The organism is Candidatus Competibacteraceae bacterium, from assembly GCA_016699715.1.
Classification (GTDB): domain Bacteria; phylum Pseudomonadota; class Gammaproteobacteria; order Competibacterales; family Competibacteraceae; genus Competibacter.
In genome coordinates, this window is sequence record CP065007.1 from 1111999 (window position 1) to 1128453 (window position 16455).

Genomic DNA, 16455 nt, shown 5'->3' on the forward strand with positions numbered 1-16455 from the left:
GCGGCGGAGACGCCGTTCTAGCGGACTGGCAACTCGCCCTCGGTTCGCTGGCCGGGATTCAGAAACGGTTGCAGCAACAACCCGTACAGCCGGGTCGCCCGCTGGTCGCGAAAGTATTCCAGTCCAATGCGCATGCCGGCATGACCGTCGCGCGGCTGGTCGCGGTAGGTGCCGAACAGCCGGTCCCACCAGGGCAGGTTGAAGCCGAAGTTGCTGTCGGTTTCCTCCGGTCGAATCGAGTGGTGGACCCGGTGCATGTCGGGCGTAACCAAGATCCAGCGCAAGGCCCGATCCAGCCGTCGCGGCAATCCCACGTTGCCATGATTGAACAGGGCGGTGGCGTTCAGAATCACCTCGAACAGCATGACCGCCGCCGGTGGCACACCCAGCAGCATCACCAGCACCAGCTTGATCAGCATCGACAGCACGATTTCCAGCGGATGAAAGCGCAGGGCGGTGGTGACGTCGAAATCCAGGTCGGTGTGATGCATTCGGTGTAGCCGCCAGAGCACCGCTACCTTATGGAAGACGACATGCTGGGTGTAAATCGCCAGATCCAGTATCAGCAGGGAAACGACCAACGCCAGCCAGAACGGCGCATCCAGCCCGTGGAACAAACCCCAGCCCCGCGCCGTCGCCAGTTCGGCCGCCCCGACCGCCAGCACCGGGAACACCAGCCGCAACACGATGCTGTCCACCACGATGATGCCGAGATTGGCGGGCCAGCGCCGCGCTCGCGGCAGACTCAAGGCGCGGCGCGGTTTTCGCCATTCCCACAGCATCATCGCCAGCAGGACGGAGAAGAAGCAGCCCAGTCGGATGATGGATTCGTTGTGGTGCAGCTCAGTCATGGAAAAGCTCCCTTGGATATCCATGCTCTTGGTTAAGAATGAGGGGGAGTGAGGTTGGTCTATAATGCCGCACTCTGCTCCATGAACACGACGGTCGTTTGACCCTCCGTACCGAAGGATATTCCCATGTCCCGATTTGCTCAGATCATTCCCGGCCAGTTTCCCGGCGTTCGCCCGCGCCGGATGCGTCGCGACGACTTCTCTCGCCGGTTGGTGCGGGAAACCGTTCTCACTCCCGCCGATCTGATCCAGCCGCTGTTCGTGATCGAGGGCGAGAAGCGGCGCGAGCCGGTCGCCTCGATGCCGGGAGTGGAGCGCTTGAGCATCGACGAACTGTTGCGCGAGGCCGAGACGCTGGCGGCCCTTGGCGTGCCGGCGGTGGCGTTGTTTCCGGTAACGCCGCCCGAGGCCAAGTCGCTGGACGCCGCCGAGGCGTATAACCCGAAAGGTCTGGCGCAGCGGGTGGTGCGCGCGCTCAAGGCGGCGATTCCGGAATTGGGCGTGATCACCGACGTGGCCCTGGATCCATTCACCAGCCATGGCCAGGACGGGCTGGTGGACGAAACCGGTTACGTGCTGAACGACGAAACGGTGGCGGTGCTGGTGCGACAGGCGCTGTCGCACGCCGAGGCGGGCGCGGACATCGTGGCGCCTTCGGATATGATGGACGGGCGTATCGCCGCCATCCGCGAGACATTGGAGTCCAACGATTTCATCCATACCCGGATTTTGGCCTATTCCGCCAAGTACGCCTCCAGCTTTTACGGACCGTTTCGCGATGCGGTCGGCTCGGCTGGCGCGCTCGGCAAGGGCGACAAAACCAGCTATCAGATGGACCCGGCCAACAGCGACGAGGCGCTGCGCGAAGTAGCTCTGGATCTGGAGGAGGGCGCCGATATCGTGATGATCAAGCCAGGGTTGCCTTATCTGGATATCGTGCGTCGAGTCAAGGACCAGTTCGCCGTGCCCACCTTCGTGTATCAGGTGAGCGGCGAATACGCCATGCTGCTGGCGGCGGCCCGCAACGGTTGGCTGGACGAGCAGGCGGCGGCAATGGAGTCGTTGCTGGCGATCAAGCGGGCTGGGGCCGACGCAATATTGAGCTATTTCGCCGGTCGGGCAGCCGGTTGGCTGCGGGCGGCATGAAACACTGGAAAATGCTGCTGCTGGTTGCGACGGGCGTGGCCATGAGCGGGTTTTTTCTGGCGATCATGCGCCCGCCGGGCAACCCATCCGCCGCGCCCGGACGGGATTTGCCCTGGCAGGTGGAGATCGGCCAGAACGGCGCAAGCTCGACCGTGTTTGGCCTGACCCTGGGCAAGAGCACGCTGCGGGATGCGGTACACAAACTGGGCCGGCGCTACGAAATGGGGATTTTTCAGGAGCGGGATCGAGGATTGAGCCTGGAAGCCTATTTTCGGGATGCGGTGGTCGGTGGTTTGAATGCCCGACTGGTGCTGTCGGCGCAATGGCCCGAGGAGAGGCTGGATGCCTTCCGCGCCCATGCCGGCGCGGGCCAGCCCACCGCCGGCGGTGACCGCCGCTATTCGCTGAGCGAAGCCGATCACGATTCGGCGCTGGACGCGGTGGTGGTCGCCATCACCTATCTGCCGGTGATCAAGTTCGACGCCGATCTGGTGCGCAAGCGCTTCGGCGAGCCGGCCGAACGTCTGCCCGTTCAGGATGGGATGCACTGGCTGTACCCGCCGCTGGGATTGGACCTGTTGCTCGGCGACAATGGCGGGGCGCTGCTGCAATACGTGCCGCCGGCCAAGTTCGAGCAACGGTTGCGGACGCCGCTGTATAACCGGGAGAGCGAGGAACGACCATGACTGCGTTACCGGACCGCTATGCCGTGATGGGTAATCCCATCGCCCACAGTCAATCCCCGCGGATTCATGCGCTATTTGCCGCCCAGACGGGCCAGAATCTCGAATACCGCGCCATTCTGGCGGAAGCGGACGGCTTCGCGGCGGCGGCGCGGGCGTTCCGGGATGCCGGCGGCAAGGGACTGAACGTGACCGTACCGTTCAAACAGGACGCCTGGGTGTTCGCCGACCTGCTCAGCGCGCGCGCCGAACGGGCCGGGGCGGTGAACACGCTGATCTTCGATCCGGCCGGGGTGCGCGGCGACAATACCGATGGACCGGGTCTGGTGCGCGACCTGACCGTCAATCACGGCTGTGCGCTGGCGGACAAGAAGATTTTGCTACTGGGGGCGGGCGGCGCGGCGCGTGGGGTGTTGCAGCCGCTGCTGGCCGAACGGCCGGCACATCTGGCAATCGCCAACCGCGCGGCGGCTAAGGCGGTGGAACTGTCCTTGCGCTTCAGCGACCTGGGGCGGGTATCCGGTGGCGGCTTCGCCGATCTGGCCGGACGCCGGTTCGATCTGATCCTGAACGCCACGGCGGCGGGTTTGCACGATGCCGTGCCGCCGTTGCCGGACGGTGTGCTGGCGACCGATGGCTGGTGTTACGACCTGATGTACGGCAAGGAGCCGACCGCCTTCGTGCGCTGGGGATGGGCGCATGGCGCCGCCCATTCCCTGGACGGGTTGGGGATGCTGGTGGAGCAGGCGGCGGAGTCGTTCCATCTCTGGCGCGGGGTCTGGCCGGAGACGAAACCGGTGATCGAGGCATTGCGGGCGTAGTGAGAGGGGGCAATGAGGCGGCGGGCAAGCTCCGGGACGGCTCGCGGCGAACAGGGTCAGGGTCGTCCCGCCCATCCTCCGTTCCCACGAGACGCGCGGTCTATCCCCGCCATCTTCCCGCCAGCGCCGCCGGGGGATCGGCCAGCGATTGAAACCGCGCCAGCCGCACCGCGTTGCGCTGACGGTGACCCAGCAACGGCATGATGCCCCGGGCGAGCAGCGCTTGCATGGCCCGTTCGCCCAATAGAACTTCGGTGCCCGGCTGCATCAGCCGTTCCTCGGCTTCTCCATACACATGTGCCGGCAGGTCCTCCAGTTCCAGCACGTCGCCGGGGCTGAAATCCCAGCCGTTCTCCGCGAACGCCGCCGCGATCAGCCGCGCGCAGGCGAAGGCCGGATTACCCCATAGATAGGCATCGGGATCGCGGCCCAGCGGCATCTCCTCGAACTCCAGTTGCTCGACCGGTTCGGTCTTGCGGCCGTAGGGCAGCCGCAGCAGCATCCGCGGCAGCGCCAGCCCCAGCCAGGGTGCGATCTCGGTCCGGCGCAGTGCCTGCCAGTACTGTTCGGTGGCGGTGGGCAGCGGCGCCCATTGCGTGGGGTCGGCCAGATCGGCGGCGGACGCGCAGCCCAGTGCGCCGGGATCGGCCGCCGCCAGGAATGGGCCGCCGGCGTGGGCGGCCACCGATCCCAGCGCCGCCAGCAGGGCGATATCGTCTGGCGTGGCGCCAAACGTGTAGTCTCCCACCAGCAGCGACCAGGGCTGGCTGTCGGGCAACTGGACTTCCCGGTCGATCAGCAGCGTGTAAAGACTGGTGGCGCGTGGTTGGCCGCCGGCGGCGCGCAGGTCGGCGAGCAGCTCCTGCTTGGTGACGTCGAGCAGGTCGACGCGCAGCATATCGCTGTCGAGGTTGGCGACCAGGCTCTGCACGCCGCGCCAGGTCGCCTCCAGGGCCTGGAACGCCGGCTGGTGCAGAATCGCCCGTAACTGCTCGCCGATCGCCGCGTCCACCGCCTCGATCCAGGCTTCCTGGCGCGGATCGGTCCGCACGATATGCGGTTGGACCACCGCTTGCAGCAGGGTGTTGATGGTGGCCGTTCCCACATCGGCCGCCGGCCGCGTCGACGGTGGGTCGGAGGTTTTGCCCAGCAGGCGTTCGAGCAGGGCGGAGTCGTCTTCCGCGGCGGCCGGTTCCGGTTTGGCGGGTTCCTGGAGCGGCGCGGGGCTCAATTCGGCGACGGCTTGGGTGAAGCTGGCCGGATTGAGCAGGCGGGCGCGGCTGCGACGCAGGGACTGAAACAGCTCCAGCCGCTGATAAAGCGCATCGGGATGAAAGTCGTCAAGCTGGGCGAAGCCGATCGTCAGTGATGCCCCGCCGGCCCCGCCCTCCAGCGCCAGCCGCAACTTCGGCGCCAGCCGGGCCATGACCGCGTCGACATTGTCGGCGCTGGCCGCCAACAATGGCCGGCTGGCCAGATCCAGCAGGGCGGAAGGGTTCTCCCGCCGCGCCCGTCCGCTGAAATCGGCCATGATCAGCACGCGCGGCGGGGTATCGGAATCGCGGCGGTGGGGCCGCGAAGCGGAACGGGGCAGTTCGAACTGAAATTCCATTCGGCCGGGCATGGCGCGGACTCTCCGAAGCGGTGACTGATACTGCTAAGTTTAGTGCGGTCTTGGTGGCTTTGGCGATGGGTGACTCGCCGCTTTTTTGCCCCGGTTTTGCTGCTACACTCAACGACAAGGCTGCGTCGCGCAGCAGGCTTGTGGAGTTTGAGGGTATGGCTACCGCCACGCAAAAACACCGGATGATCGCCGTCAACAGCGTCCTGGGCGAGGATGTGCTGTTGTTTGGACGCATGACCGTCACCGAGCAAATGGGCCGGCTGTTCGAGTGCGAGTTGGAACTGTTCAGCGAGAAAACCGACATCAAGCTGGCGGATGTGTTGGGCACCAACATGACGGTCCGCCTGGAACTGCCCTACAAACAGGGTACCCGCTACTTCAATGGCCTGGTGACCCGTTTTAGTTATATCGGGACCCGGGGCCTGCGCTATGGGGCCTATCGCGCCACCCTCAACCCTTGGCCGTGGTTTCTGACCCGCACCGCCGACTGCCGGATTTTCCAGAACAAGAAAGTGCCCGACATCATCAAGGACGTGTTCCGGGAGCAGGGTTTCACCGATTTCAAGGACGCCCTGGGTGGCAGTTACCGCGAGTGGGAGTACTGCGTGCAGTATCGGGAGACCGATTTCAATTTCGTCTGCCGGCTGATGGAACAGGAGGGCATATACTGCTTTTTCAAGCACGAAAACGGCAAGCACATACTGGTGCTGGCCGACAACTACGGTTCCCACGAAAAGTTCCCGAAATACGAGACCGTGCCCTATTTTCCGCCGGATACTCACGACCACCGCGAGCGGGATCACTTGTACGAATGGCATGTCGTCCAGAACGTGCAACCGGGCGTCTATGCCCTGAACGATTACGATTTTACCGCCCCGCGCAAGAACTTGCGCTCGGTGTTGAATAAGCCCAAGAGCCACGCCCTGGCGAACATGGAGATCTACGATTATCCGGGCGAGTATACCGACCCTGGCGATGGCAGCAGCTATTCCAAGATCCGGCTGGAGGAATTGCTGGCCCAGCACGAGGTCGCCCGAGGGGAGGGTAACGCCGCCGGACTGGCGGCCGGTTACCTGTTTAGTCTGAGCAACTGCTCGCGTGAGGACCAGAACCGCGAATATCTGATCGTGTCCGCCATGCATCAGATCGAGTCGGACGAATTCGAATCCTTCCTGGAAGGCGGGATTTCCGGCAAACCGCACCGGAGCGAGATCGTCGCCATTGAGGCCAAGCAGCAGTATCGCGCGCCGCGCGTGACCCCCAAGCCAGTGGTGCAGGGGCCGCAAACCGCCACCGTGGTGGGGCCCAGCGGCGAGGAAATCCACACCGATCAGTACGGGCGGGTGAAATGCCAGTTTCACTGGGACCGCTACGGTCAGGCCGACGAGAACAGTTCCTGCTGGATTCGAGTCTCGCAAATGTGGGCGGGCAAGCAATGGGGCGCGATGAACATTCCGCGTATCGGCCAGGAAGTGATCGTCGATTTTCTGGAGGGCGATCCCGACCAGCCGATCGTGACCGGTCGGGTCTACAACGGCATCAACATGCCGCCCTACGGTCTGCCGGCCAAGGCCACCATGTCCACGCTCAAGAGCAATTCCAGCAAGGGCGGCAACGGCTTCAACGAGATCCGGCTGGAAGACGCCAAGGACAGCGAGCAGATGTTCATCCACGCCCAGCGCAACCAGGACATCCGGGTCAAGAAGGACGCCTTCGAGTGGATCGGCAACGAACGGCATCTGATCGTCAAGGCCGACCAACTGGAAAAAGTGGAGGGTAATCAACATCTGACCGTCAATGGCGACCAGAAAGCCAAGGTCGATGGCACGGCCTCGTTGAAGATTGGCGGCGATCAGAAAGAGGAAATCGGCGGCGATCAGCACCTCAAGGTCGGCAGCCGGCAGAACATCAAGGCCGGTGGCACGATTTCGGTCGATGCCGGCATGGATTTGCAGCAGAAGGCCGGCATGAAGTGCGCGGTGGACGCTGGGATGGAGGTCCACATCAAGGGCGGCATGAACGTGGTGATCGAGGCCGGCGCGTCGCTGACCATCAAGGTTGGCGGTAACTTCGTCAACATTAATCCGGCGGGTGTATTCATTCAAGGCACGCTGGTCATGATCAACAGTGGTGGCGCGGCCGGTTCCGGCGCCGGGTGCTCGCCCGCCGCGCCGTCGCCGCCGTCACCGCCCACGGCACCCCAGGAAGCGGCCACCGCCGAATCCGGTCAGGTCAGCGATGCCCAGGCCGGACCCCAGGCGCGGCAGCAAAGCCAAAGTCTGGATTCGGCCAGCGTCGGCGACGTCGAACTGTTGGATGACGGGCTGCCGGCCGGAAGCGGATCGTCGGCCGCGCCACCGCCCGCCGCTGCCTCCAACCCGCCGCCGCCATCGCCGCAAGCGCAGCAGCAGGCCGCGCAAGCCCAGACGGCCCAGAACGCCAGCGATAGTGGCAAGCCGGCTTACCAGCCGCCGCCGGCCCCGCCGCGAGGGGGGAGAACCACGCATGACTGATGGCATGACCCTGCTTTGCTGGTGGCCGACCGGTCGTCGCCATTTCCGGCGTCGCGCTCCATCCGGTATTGACCGGAACGACTGATCGTCGCCGGAGACAGCACGCATGGCTAACCAGAATCCACTCGATGTCTTGACTCGGCACTTGTTCGCCGATCCCGGCGCGCGGGTCTACGCGGTGCTGGACGGCGCCGCTATCCCCGATTTGCCGCGGGCGTTGCGGGAGCACCGAATGGAGGCGGTGTGCCTCTATCGCGGCGAGCTGATCCCCGAACTGGCCCGGGTGGCGCCGTATCAGGTGATCCTGGAGCGGGAGTCCCCCTTTACGGCTTGGCTGCTCCAGCAGGGTTGGGGGCGACATTGGGGCATCTTTGCCCTCAGTTCGACGGAATGGCGGCCGATGCGCGAGCATTTGTGCGGGTTGGTCATGGCTTACGATCCGGATTTTCAGCCGCTGTATTTCCGTTACTACGATCCCCGGGTGTTGCGCGTTTATCTGCCGACCTGCGACGCCGACGAGTTGCGGACGCTGTTCGGCCCGATTTCCCGCCTGCTGTGCGAGGATGAGGAAGGCAAGCTGCTGAAGTTCTGGGTTGCCGACGGCCAGCTCGGTAGTGAGCGGGTCGAACTGGAGTCGCCGGCGCGGTCTGCGGTAGGCGGGCCGGGCCAGAGCGCGGGGAAGGGGTAAGCGATGCTGGTGATACGCAAGTCGCAGATGAAGGTTTTCGAGCAGGTCGCGGTGCAACGCTTCGAAGCCGGCCTGTTGGCTCATCTGCAAGCCTTTTTTCCAGAACAGGCCGCCGCGTTGGGTACCGCCCAGTTGGGCAAGGTCGTGCGCTACGGCTTGCAGCGGGCCGAAAGCCGGGGCTTGCAAACCGAACGCGGCCTGTACCTGTACCTCGCCCTGATGTTTATGCTGGGCAGCGCATTCGACGAGGACCCGCAACTCGCCTGGATGCCACCGCTGCAACCGCCCGCGCCACCACCACCCGCCGAGGAACCGCAACAAGCGGCGCCTCCAGCCGAGGCGGTTCCGACTCCGGCTCCGACCGCTGTGCCGCCACCCGAGGAAACCGAGCCCGCGCCTCCGCCGGAAACACCGGATACCCGCATCGTGCCGTTGTACGAGCAAGCGATGGCGTTTCTGGATCGGACGGTGGGGCCGGACAATGAGTTTTTGCGGCAGACGCTGAGCGTGTTGCGCCATCCGCAGGTGTTCGAGGGATTGCCGAACGCGCCCAGCTTCGGCCACCGCGTACTGTTGCTGCTGCAAACGCTGGCCCCGGAGAAGTACAAGGCGCTCGGCGAAGGGACGTTGCGCGCTGTGGTGCGCTCCGGTTATGAAGCCGCCAAGTACTACGGCGTCACCACCGAACCCGGCATGATGAGCTACCTGGCCTTGGCCTTCGTGCTGGGCAGCGGCTTTGATCGAGATCCCCTCTATCCCTGGGCGGCGGCGGTCCTGACCGATCCGGCGCTGGCCGATCCGGCGCAAAAGGGAACAGCCCTGCGGGAAACCGCCTTGAAGTATCTGGAAAAATGCTTGCCCGCTTGTCCTCGCCGAGCCGAGCAGAGCGCCGTCGCTCTGGCCAAGCCAGCTAAATCCTACCGGCGGATCGTCGAGGACCCGCCCGATTTCTTGTGACGACTCAGGCTCCACCGTCTGAATCAAAACCCAAGCACAAGGACCGGAAAACGCTCATTTTTTAAGCGTGGAGATGGTCGGGATCGGCAACAACAACGGTGCCTGTCAGGAGATGATTGAGGCGAGATTGTAGTGAGAGACCGAGTGGTGATGGACTGCTAGAGCCCACTTCAGACCTTGCCCCATGCATGATGGAACCGCACCTCAGCGACATGTAATACCGATTACTAATAGATTTTACTACTTTAGTGCGGATAAGATAAAATCAAAACTGGTCAAAGAAACCACTTCGCTTGGGAGAAGCGATTGAATGAGTTCATCCACTTTTTTACGTAGTTCATCTAGGGTTTTTAAATTGATCCAACACAATTGATCTTTCATTGATTGCCAAACACGCTCAATGGGGTTCACATCGGGACTGTAAGGCGGTTGGAATAATAAGACGACATTATCGGGGATTACGAGTTTTTTGGCAGAATGAAAGCGACCGTTATCCAATTGAATTACGTTGAGGCTGTGCGGATAAGTTTTAGAAAATTCATTCAAAAACCACTGAAAGCAATCAGCATCTAAATGGGAAAATTCTAAAAAGAAGTTTTCGCCACTCAGTGGCTCAATGGCACCATAGAGCCAAAATGATTGAAAGGTCCATTGAACTGGACCAACTGGCTTAATCCCCAGTGCGGTGATGACCCGCCGGGTGATCGTTTTTAATCCAAAGCGACTTTCATCTTGGCACCAATACCGTAAAGGCCGGACTGCTTCATTTTCAACTTGCTGAAGAATATCAATTAATTCAAGTTGTCGTGGAAGTTTTTTTAAAAGAAACCACCGCCTCTTCATGGCGATGAACGCTCGTTGGCCGCGCCACTTTAAGTTTTGCTTTGAGTTGATAACGAACGACTTGATGCACTGTTGAATAAGGAATATCGACCTCGTATTCCTGGAGAAGCCACTGCTGGATTTGTCCGTAACTATGAAATCCATGAGTCGGATCGTCCAGACGGCGCTGGAGTGCCTCTCTCATAGCTTCGGTAATTCTCGAACGACGGCCGCCATGATAATTCCACTGCAACAGCCCGATTAAGCCTTGGGTACGATATACTTTGAGCCACTTGACAATGACGGATTTCGATCGCCCTAAATGATCGGCTAAATCTTGTAAAGAATGAAAAATCTCACTTTTAATCCAATATAGAATTTGTAATCGCTCTCGAAACTTGGCGTGAGTTTGTTCATTCATTATGCGCTTTAGTTCTTCGGAGGATTCGTGGATTTCGACTTGTAATGAGCGGCTCATGACTGGATCAATAAAAGTAGGTTAAATAAGTATGATAACAAAATCTAATCATAAATGGTATAACTTCTCAATAACTCACGGCACGGCCTCTGCCGCCGCCGCCCGTTCTCGAACGATCTCTGGCAAAGGGGGGATCGCACCAACCTGCCCGATCCGGTCGTTCAGGTAGTCCCAGAACGAGATCCCGAGTTTCCGGCAGGTCTTTTCAAGCTGGCAAAGGTGTCGCGGCAGCGTCGCCCCAAGTCACTGCGCGTTCCGCCGCTGACCTTGCGCCATTTCACAAACCCCCGGATGTCGTTCTCGCTGCCATTGGTATGCAGCGGGACGTCGGGGCGCAAGAGCACCAGGAGCAACTCGGACTGATGGGTATACAGACGCTTGAGCGTGTTATTGAGGGTCGCAAAGGAGGTCTTCTGAGTGAAGAGGGCCTCGAAGCGCGCGCGCAGGGCGTCCATCGCCGCTGGATCGGGGTCGCGCTGGTACGCCTTGAGGTCGGCGTAGAGCGTCCAGAGTTCGTCGCGCACCCGTTCCTGGTCCTGGCGATGGTTCTCATCGAGCGGGATGAGTTTGTGAATCAGGCGTTCAGCATGCACCCAACACAAGGCATGCAGCAGAATGGCGAACTGCCCGGCACCGTCGCTCACGATCACCAAGTCGTGCGAGAGTCCTTTCGCGAACAGCCCGCCCACCAGGGCCCCTTCGGTGGCGATGCGGCGATGCCGTTCGGTGACCAGGCCCCAGTCGTCGAGCTGTTGCTCCCAGGCCGCGGTGGTGACCCCCTCCACCGTGGGATGCGCCATCAGGTTTTGGCAGAGCGCCTGGGGTAACCCCTGCTCGCGCCAATACGCCAACGCCTCGTCATTGAGCCGATAGACCGGTGTGCCCGCTTGTAGAAGTTGCAGAAAATTGATCCGGCTCTTGCTCTCGGTGCTGGAGAACCAGGCAAAGAAATCATTGCCAATCTGCGTGACGTAGCCGTTGCGGCCTTGATGGCGAGCCCCCGAATCATCGACCGAGATAAAGGAACTCACCGCTAGACCCACCGCAAGCAGCCGATCCTTTTCGGCAAAGAACGGCTCGTTGTGCCCGCTCAGCAGGGCATCGATCTGCCCCGCGGAGAGGTCGATGCCCCATTCCAGCAGTTGTTCGCGCAACAGCGGCTGGGTGACATGACACTGATGGTGCTGATAGAGCATGTAGGCACGTAATACCAATTCCCGGTAGATTTTGACTTTTTAACTGGTAGGCCAGGATGAAGTGTAGCGCAATCCCAGCAGGCGTGTGGGAAGGTAAAACCTATCGAGAAACGGTATAACCCCGGACCAAAATGCCCGTCTTGCAGCGCCGGCGGCAGCTCGCCGTATAGATACTCGCCGTCGGGGGTCCGCCAAACTTCCAGCCGATAGCGGGTATTGTGCGGCTCGATCTTCAGATCCTGCACCACAAAATCCCGATACCCTTTAAAGCGGGCGCCCGCCGGCACGTCGCGGGGCGGAATCGGACACTCCTCGTGGATGATCAAGTCCTGGGTCTTGTGCCGCTTCGCCGAACCCGGCCGTTTGCCCTTCGATTCCCCGTCACCGTCACCGTCACGGCCGTCCGTCACGTTGGGATCGGTTTGCTTCTCCATCCCGCTCGGCTTGAACGTCGGCTTCGGCTTCTCGCCCTTGAGCACCGCAATCTCATCGCGCAACTGCTGAATCGTCTCTGCTTGACGATGGATGGTCTCGGCCATCGCTTCGATCAATGCCAACAACTGCTCGACCAGCGGGGTCCGTTCCGCGTCGGGGAGGTCGGGGAGTTGGATCGGGGGAGTCGGCATGCCGGGGGGTGATTCCAGGGTGAGGATGGGAGACTCGATGGGGTACTCTAACTGAATATCGTCAGCCAAGGCCGCCATGACTTATTGAGAAGTTACAGCGACATTACCCGCGTCATTCAGCTCTCGGTTGCCCCAGCGTTCCTGCTGGTCGCCATGGGCACCCTGATTACGATCCTGAGTAATCGGTTGGGGCGGATCGTCGACCGTCGGCGCGTGGTTCACGAACGCTTGTGTGCGCTCACGGACGAGTCGGCGGCGGAACAGCGGCAGGAGATGACGCAATTGATCCGCCGGGGCAATCTGATCTATTTCGCCATTCTATTCATAATCACCGCTAAAGCGGTTCGATGACGGGATCAGGCCCGTTAGCTGGGAACGGGGACCATGTGCCCGTGGGTGCTTGGCCGGTAGTCTTGGCCGCTCGCTTGACCGAACCGAGAGGACAGAAGGCTTTGCTGAGCGAACGATCCCGTGCCCCACGGGTAACTGATGGGGTCTATGCTTACCGCCCCGCGCTTTTCGGTGGGGTAGAGGCGCGTGGTCACCATCCAGCCACATTATTTGGGGCGGACTCTGAGCGCCCCACACCCCCGTAACCGTACTGAGAGGTTCCAAGCGATGAATTCCGTGATCACTCCACGCCGCACCGTCCTTATCTTGGCGGCCACTCTGAGCTTGACTCCCTGCCTGACGGGCGCTGGAGAGAATCGTTCAAACCCGGAGGCGACCGCCGGCGCCACGACCGCTGACCTCCTGCTCGCCAGACCTGGTGGCCTCGTGGCGACGGTGCTCGGCACGGCTATCTTCGTGGTGGGGCTGCCCCTTACCTTGATCAATGGCAGCACCGAACAAGCCGCGCGGACACTCGTCGTACAACCCGCCAACTACACTTTTGCCCGCCCCTTGGGCCAAGACATCGGGGGCTTGGGCGATCCATCACACTGAGGTTGGCCCGGCCGCCGCTCGCGATCCCGCGGAGTTTCACGGTCGAGCGCCTCAAGAGCGATTGAGGCGCAACGGAATCGGCAAGGTGTTTAAGCGGATGGAAATCATGGCCTTTGTGACTGGCGGAAAGCGAATGATCGTGGTTTTTTTACGCCACCCGTCACACCAGCACTTCCAGGCAGGGCGGATGACTGAGAAACGCGGTCGGGCTGGCGGTCAGCCCATAAGCACCGGATTGGAACACCACGATCAGGTCACCGATGTCGGCTTTCGCCAGATCCATCCGGTCAGCCAGAATATCCAGTGGTGTGCACAGCGGCCCGACCACCGAGACCGTCTCCCGTTCGGTGCCGACGACCCGGTTGCCGACCACGACCGGGTAATTCTTGCGGATCACCTGGCCGAAGTTGCCGGATGCCGCCAAGTGATGATGCAAACCGCCATTGGTGATCAGGAAGGTATGGCCGCGCGACACTTTGCGGTCCACCACCTCGGCCACGTAGATACCGGCTTCGCCGACCAGATAGCGGCCCAGTTCCAGCACCACTTGCACTTGGGGTAGCCGCGCCTTGACCACCGGCAGCCAGCGTTCCAGATTGGCGGCGATTGGCGCCAGATCCAGCGGTCGGTCGCCGGGGAAGTAGGGAATGCCGAAACCGCCGCCGATGTTGAGCAGGCGCATCGCTCCCGGCGCGTCGGCCGCCAGCCGCAGGGCCAGCTCGAAGCTGCGGTCGTGGGCCTCGACGATGGCCTCGGCGCGCAGATTCTGTGAGCCGGTGAAGATGTGAAAGCCCTGAAAATCCAGTTCCAGCTCGCCGATCCGTCGCAGCAGGGCCGGAACCTGCTCGGCGTCCACCCCGAACGGTTTGGGTCCTCCGCCCATCTTCATCCCGGAGGCTTTCAACTCAAAATCCGGATTGATCCGCACCGCGACCTTGGGCCGCCGACCCTGTTCTTGCCCGAGCCGCGCCAGCGTTTCCAATTCGCTGGGCGATTCCAGGTTGACGGTGATGGCGGCGGCGATGGCGGCGGCCAGTTCCGGCGGGCGCTTGCCGGGGCCGGCAAAACTGATCCGGGCCGGGTTCGCCCCGGCATCCAGCGCGACGCGCAATTCGCCCAGTGAGGCGACGTCCAGCCCGTCCACCAATCCGGCCATGTGCTGGACCACCGTCGGCATCGGGTTGGCCTTGACCGCGTAGTGCAGTTCGATGGCCGGCGGCAGCGCGTCGCGCAGCAGCGCCACTCTTTGGTCCAGCAGCCGGCGCTCGTAGGCATAAAACGGGGTTTGTCCAACCCGCGCCGCCAGTTGGGTCAGCGGCATGCCGCTAACCCGCAAGCAGTCGTCGACGACCGGAAATTGGCTCATGGGCCAGTGCGTGGGACGGGTTTTACCCATCGGTCATATCCTTTCGATCCTCAGATCACTGATTCCGGAAACAGCGCGCGGAACTCCTCGACCAGGCTTTTGCGGTCGATCTTGCCGTTGGGATTGCGCGGTAGATCGCCGCGGCGGACGATCACCCGCAAAGGCACCATGAAATTGGGCAGGTAGCGTTTGCAGCGGGCGATCAGCTCGCTTTCGTTGAAATCGTCGCACAGCGGCTTGACCACCGCGACCACCGCCTGGCCGAGCATCGGGTGCGGAATACCCAGCGCCGCCGCTTCGACGACCTGGCCGCTGCCGTAGAGCACTTCCTCGACTTCGGTGGGACTGACCCGATAACCGGAGGTCTTGATCATGTCGTCCTTGCGGCCGATGAAGTACAGGAAACCCTCCTCGTCGGCACGTACCGTATCGCCGGACCAGACCGCCGGTTCGGTCAAGGGCAGGCCGGGGTTCTGGCCGGGTGCCGGGCGGAAGCGTTCGACGGTTTTGATCGGATCGTTCCAGTAACCCAGCGCCACCAGCGCGCCGCGATGCACCAGTTCGCCCGGCTCGCCGGGCGCGCAGGGCGAGCCATCCTCGCGCACCACCAGCACTTCGGCATTGGGGATGGCCTTGCCGATCGAGTCCGGCCGGCGCTCGATTTCCGCCGGGGGCAAATAGGTGGAGCGGAACGCCTCGGTCAGGCCGTACATCAGGAAAGGCGTGGTTTTCGGCAAGGCCCGACGTAGGGCCGCCAGCGTGGCGCGCGGCATGGCGCCGCCGGAGTTGGTGAGATAGCGCAAGCTGTTCACCGCTGTCGCCGGCCATTCCAGCAGCGCCAGTTGCACCCACATCGGCGGCACCGCGGCCAGTCCGGTGATACCTTCGCGGGCGACCGTGTTGATTACGTCGCGCGGCAGCAGATAATCCATCAGCACGATGCGCGCACCGGTGGCGAAAGCAGTGGTCGTCTGGCTGAGGCCATAATCGAAACTGAACGGTAATAGCGCCAGAATACGATCATCGGCGCGATTGCCCAGGTATTCGGCGACGCTGAAGGCACCGCTCAACATATTGCGATGCGAAAGCACCACCCCCTTGGGGTTGCCGGTACTGCCCGAGGTATACAGAATGGCCGCCATGTCGATGTCGATGACCCGAGCCACCGGCTGGCGGGCATCGGCGTCCAGCAGCTCGGACCAGTCGATGATCTGGGTGTGATGCAGGTGGCGGCTGGCGGACGGGACCGCATCGACCAGCACCAGGCTGTGCAGGTCCGGGCAGTCGGCCAGGGTCGGTTCCAGTAGATCGACCCGGTCGCGCGCGGTGATCAGGATTCGAACGTTGCAGTCGCGCAGGATATAGGCTACCTGTTCGGCTTTCAGCAAGGGATTGATCGGCACGAACACGCCGCCGGCCAGTACGGTACCGAACAGGGCGGCGATGGTTTCCAAGCGTTTCGGCAGGTAGATGGCGACCCGTTCGGCTCGGTGCAAGTCGAGCGCCAGAAAGCCGCGAGCCGCGGCCTGAACCAGGCTGGCGAGCGCGGCATAGTCCAGGCTGGCCTGCCGGTGAACGACCGCGACGGCGGTGGGCGCGCGTTCCGCCTGTTCGAGAATAAGTTCGTGCAGCAGTCTGGCCATGCGTATAGGTGAATGAATCTCGTGGGCGGATGATGAATATAATTATGAACGATAATAGCCGGCGCGGTGGCGAACGCCGGAGGGATAATTTCCTGG

Annotated in this window: 12 protein-coding genes and 3 pseudogenes; 8 read left to right on the forward strand and 7 right to left on the reverse strand. The window is 62.2% G+C overall.

Annotated features, from left to right (window positions below; all coding sequences use genetic code 11):
* Positions 1–17: 17 nt before the first annotated feature.
* Positions 18–851: a sterol desaturase family protein gene (locus IPM89_05040; protein ID QQS55184.1), complete on the reverse strand. Its 834-nt coding sequence runs from the start codon at positions 849–851 to the stop codon at positions 18–20.
* A gap of 126 nt (positions 852–977) precedes the next feature.
* On the opposite strand from IPM89_05040, the gene hemB reads away from it, so the two are divergent.
* From hemB to aroE, 3 genes are read left to right on the forward strand one after another with little or no spacing between them, the layout of a single operon-like run.
* Complete coding sequence (hemB, locus tag IPM89_05045) at positions 978–1997, forward strand: porphobilinogen synthase (protein ID QQS55185.1); 1020 nt, start codon at positions 978–980, stop codon at positions 1995–1997.
* Complete coding sequence (locus IPM89_05050) at positions 1994–2683, forward strand: hypothetical protein (protein ID QQS55186.1); 690 nt, start codon at positions 1994–1996, stop codon at positions 2681–2683. The genes hemB and IPM89_05050 overlap by 4 nt, the downstream gene beginning before the upstream one ends.
* Complete coding sequence (gene aroE, locus IPM89_05055) at positions 2680–3501, forward strand: shikimate dehydrogenase (GenBank protein QQS55187.1); 822 nt, start codon at positions 2680–2682, stop codon at positions 3499–3501. The genes IPM89_05050 and aroE overlap by 4 nt, the downstream gene beginning before the upstream one ends.
* A gap of 100 nt (positions 3502–3601) precedes the next feature.
* On the opposite strand, the gene IPM89_05060 is transcribed toward aroE, so the two are convergent.
* Positions 3602–5125: a type VI secretion system contractile sheath large subunit gene (locus IPM89_05060; protein QQS55188.1), complete on the reverse strand. Its 1524-nt coding sequence runs from the start codon at positions 5123–5125 to the stop codon at positions 3602–3604.
* Between the two features lie 155 nt (positions 5126–5280).
* On the opposite strand from IPM89_05060, the pseudogene tssI reads away from it, so the two are divergent.
* From tssI to IPM89_05075, 3 genes and pseudogenes are all read left to right on the forward strand, one after another.
* Positions 5281–7377, forward strand: a pseudogene (gene tssI, locus IPM89_05065) (type VI secretion system tip protein VgrG).
* Between the two features lie 367 nt (positions 7378–7744).
* Positions 7745–8326 (forward strand): DUF4123 domain-containing protein, encoded by a 582-nt coding sequence (locus IPM89_05070; protein QQS55189.1) that lies wholly within the window; start codon positions 7745–7747, stop codon positions 8324–8326.
* 3 nt (positions 8327–8329) lie between these two features.
* Positions 8330–9283, forward strand: coding sequence for a hypothetical protein (locus IPM89_05075; protein QQS55190.1), 954 nt, complete (start codon positions 8330–8332; stop codon positions 9281–9283).
* 240 nt (positions 9284–9523) lie between these two features.
* Here the strand turns inward: IPM89_05075 and IPM89_05080 are convergent.
* From IPM89_05080 to IPM89_05090, 3 genes and pseudogenes are all read right to left on the reverse strand, one after another.
* Positions 9524–10583, reverse strand: a pseudogene (locus tag IPM89_05080) (IS630 family transposase).
* A 75-nt stretch (positions 10584–10658) separates the two neighbouring features.
* Positions 10659–11779 (reverse strand): annotated as a pseudogene (locus IPM89_05085) (transposase).
* Positions 11674–12483 carry a hypothetical protein gene (locus IPM89_05090; protein QQS55191.1) on the reverse strand — a complete coding sequence of 270 codons (810 nt, stop codon included), beginning with the start codon at positions 12481–12483 and terminating at the stop codon, positions 11674–11676. Before IPM89_05090 ends, IPM89_05085 begins: the two are co-directional and overlap by 106 nt.
* Positions 12484–12489: 6 nt before the next feature.
* Between IPM89_05090 and IPM89_05095 the strand changes: the two genes are divergently transcribed.
* Positions 12490–12756: a DUF2721 domain-containing protein gene (locus IPM89_05095; protein ID QQS55192.1), complete on the forward strand. Its 267-nt coding sequence runs from the start codon at positions 12490–12492 to the stop codon at positions 12754–12756.
* A 267-nt stretch (positions 12757–13023) separates the two neighbouring features.
* Positions 13024–13350: a hypothetical protein gene (locus IPM89_05100; GenBank protein ID QQS55193.1), complete on the forward strand. Its 327-nt coding sequence runs from the start codon at positions 13024–13026 to the stop codon at positions 13348–13350.
* Between the two features lie 160 nt (positions 13351–13510).
* Here IPM89_05100 and IPM89_05105 read toward each other — a convergent pair whose 3' ends face one another.
* Both IPM89_05105 and IPM89_05110 read right to left on the reverse strand, forming a co-directional pair.
* Positions 13511–14746 carry a pyridoxal-dependent decarboxylase, exosortase A system-associated gene (locus IPM89_05105; GenBank protein QQS55194.1) on the reverse strand — a complete coding sequence of 412 codons (1236 nt, stop codon included), beginning with the start codon at positions 14744–14746 and terminating at the stop codon, positions 13511–13513.
* A 20-nt stretch (positions 14747–14766) separates the two neighbouring features.
* The gene (locus IPM89_05110) at positions 14767–16359 is read right to left on the reverse strand and encodes an acyl-CoA ligase (AMP-forming), exosortase A system-associated (protein QQS55195.1); all 1593 of its coding nucleotides are present in this window, start codon (positions 16357–16359) and stop codon (positions 14767–14769) included.
* Between the last annotated feature and the right edge of the window lie 96 nt (positions 16360–16455).